General features: G+C 56.1%; 2 protein-coding genes and 2 rRNA genes. 1 reads left to right on the top strand and 3 read right to left on the bottom strand.

The window, feature by feature from the left end; all coding sequences use genetic code 11:
- Positions 1-367: 367 nt before the first annotated feature.
- A complete protein-coding gene (locus A3220_RS16135) occupies positions 368-817 on the bottom strand; it encodes a copper resistance protein NlpE N-terminal domain-containing protein (RefSeq protein WP_044630451.1) in 450 nt (149 codons plus the stop codon).
- A gap of 192 nt (positions 818-1,009) precedes the next feature.
- Between A3220_RS16135 and hisC the strand changes: the two genes are divergently transcribed.
- Entirely contained in the window at positions 1,010-2,071 is a 1,062-nt protein-coding gene (gene hisC / locus A3220_RS16140; RefSeq protein ID WP_082051480.1) for a histidinol-phosphate transaminase, read from the top strand.
- A gap of 139 nt (positions 2,072-2,210) precedes the next feature.
- Here hisC and rrf read toward each other — a convergent pair.
- Both rrf and A3220_RS16150 read right to left on the bottom strand, forming a co-directional pair.
- Positions 2,211-2,326 (bottom strand): 5S ribosomal RNA (gene rrf, locus A3220_RS16145).
- Positions 2,327-2,458: 132 nt separating this feature from the next.
- Positions 2,459-2,752: ribosomal RNA gene (locus tag A3220_RS16150) — 23S ribosomal RNA — on the bottom strand; the annotation flags it as partial.

Here is a 2,752-nt window from a genome sequence, read left to right on the forward strand (position 1 = left end):
GGACCACCAGACCTCCCAGGGTAAGACGCGCGACCTTCCCGCTTATGCCTGTCGGATTTACGTCATGGCGTTCCGTGCAAGTATCGGGCTTTGGTGATGCGTGCCACCTCACCCCGCCATGACGCCTCGTATCCGCTTCCTGTTCGTCAGGCCAGCGTTTTGCCTCGGGCTGCCTTCAGATTCTCCCTCGCGGGAGACACCCTTGCCGTCGGCTAGCACTTCCCCTTGCCGGGCGTGCAGGGGACTTTCACCCCCAAGTCATTCCAAGGCACCACCCTTGGAAACAGCGCCAGTCAGGCGCTGCGCGCCATGCCTGGCGCACACGCAAAAGGCGGCCAGTGGCCGCCTTTGAGCGTCGTGTATTGGATTACTGACGCTGTAACTGCAGCATCTCGCCATTTTCGAAACGGCGGCGCTCAGGGTCGATTAGCTCCAGGGTACGTTCATCAATACGCTGGAAGTAGTAGATTTGGCCGTCGCCGTTCGGCGTTAGCTCATATACCGTGGCATCGGGGTCAGAGGGCGTACCGGTCAGCACTTCCCAGTTACCGGCATAGTTTTCATCCGGCGGAGTCTGGGGGTGATTACGGTAAGTCGCATCCAGCGTGAACGTCCGCTCTTCCGGGGCGCTCATCTCTTCTCCCACCAACGTTACATCCAGGTCAATGCCGTCACAGTTACGGCAAGGCAGAGTGCCTTGGTAGTTAGCCTGTGATGCGGTCATGCCTGCATCTTCGCGCTGATCCGTTGGGCCAGCTGCGCAGCCCGCCAACAGTGCCAACATAGCCGAACCGGCTAGCAAACTCCTGAATTGCATTGGGTGTCTCCTTATCGTGTTGGACATACATTTCTTTCGCGCGCTTATGACAGCATAACCGCTACAAGGTGCGACGCCCACCCCCTCTGACGTAGAAGTAAGTTCTCACCTAGCCTGCATGGGAATGCTTGCGCTCTAGCGGCCATCAGGCGACCATGGTGCCATTACCGCTAGGATAATCAGGTTACCCTTATGAGCCAATATTGGAGCCCAGCCGTTAGGGAGCTTACCCCTTACGTGCCAGGCGAGCAGCCCCGTGAACGCGTTATCAAACTCAATACAAACGAGAACCCGTACCCACCTGCCCCTGGTGTCAGCGAGGCACTACGCAACTATGCAGTTGATCATTTGCGTCTCTATCCTGATCCGACGTCCTTGGCCCTGCGTGAAACCTTGGCAGACACGTATGGTGTAAGCGTAGCAGAAACCTTTGTTGGCAATGGTTCTGACGAAGTGCTGGCGTTCGCGTTCCAGGCGTTCTTCTGCCATGGGGCACCGCTGGATGTACCGTCGATTACTTACAGCTTCTACCCGGTGTATGCCAACCTGTATGGCGTGGAACTGCGCAAGCATCCGCTTAACAATCAATGGGAAGTCGACCTGGATGCGCTTGCCAACGATTCCGAACGTAGCGGGGTGATTTTTGCCAACCCCAATGCGCCTACTGGCCACGCTCACTCCCTTGAGAGCATCGAAGCACTGCTGAAACGTGTGGCGGATCGCGTGGTGTTGATCGATGAAGCCTACGTCGATTTTGGCGCAGAGAGCACGGTGGCACTGGTCGAGCGTTATCCGAACCTGCTGGTCACCGGTACCTTTTCCAAGTCACGCAGTCTGGCGGGCTTACGTCTAGGCTACGCGATTGGCTCCCCTGAGCTAATCGAAGGCTTACAGCGGGTAAAAGATTCGTTTAACTCCTATCCGGTCGATAGCCTAGCCAGTGTGGTCGGTATTGAGGCACTGAAAGATACCCAGCACTTCAACGCCTGCCGGGACAACGTCATTACTACCCGTGAGCGAACCCGCCAACGGCTGGAAGGGCTGGGCTTTGAGGTACTGCCCTCAAAAGCCAATTTCCTGCTGGCTCAGCACCCTGACTTTGCCGGTGCGCAGCTGTTTGCGGGCCTTCGGGAGCGAGGCATTTTGGTACGCCACTTCAATACCAACCTACTCAACAACTTCCTGCGTATTTCCATCGGCACCGACGATGAGATGGATAGCTTCATTGAAGCCCTAGAGTCACTCTCCGGTTAATGGATTATCCAGTTCTCTGAGTGCTTAAATGCAAAAACCCAGCCATATGGCTGGGTTTTTATTCACTTGATCTTTTCGGCAATTTTCTTCGGCGCAACAAAAAACCCAGCCGTTTGGCTGGGTTTTTTGCGGTATAAGTGCCTGACGATGACCTACTCTCGCATGGGGAGACCCCACACTACCATCGGCGCTAAGCGGTTTCACTGCTGAGTTCGGCATGGGATCAGGTGGTTCACGCTCGCTATGGTCGTCAGGCGTAACGGGTAATGCATATCATGCTGGGCGTCATTGACGTGTTTTGTGATCGTCTCTTGTCAGCAAGCGCCTTGGCTTGCTGCTGCGTATCCGGTTTTCGTTATCACTGCGACCAGACCCCTTGGGTGTTATAGGGTCAAGCCTCACGGGCCATTAGTACACGTTAGCTCAACGCCTTGCAGCGCTTCCACACCGTGCCTATCCACCAGCTGGTCTCGCTGGGCCCTTTAGGAGACTCGAGGTCTCAGGGATGTCTCATCTTGAAGGGGGCTTCCCGCTTAGATGCTTTCAGCGGTTATCCCGTCCGACCATAGCTACCCGGCAATGCCACTGGCGTGACAACCGGAACACCAGAGGGTCGTCCACTCCGGTCCTCTCGTACTAGGAGCAGCTCTTCTCAAACATCCAACGCCCACGGCAGATAGG

It is taken from the genome of Halomonas sp. KX33721 (genome assembly GCF_001596805.1).
GTDB lineage: Bacteria > Pseudomonadota > Gammaproteobacteria > Pseudomonadales > Halomonadaceae > Vreelandella > Vreelandella aquamarina.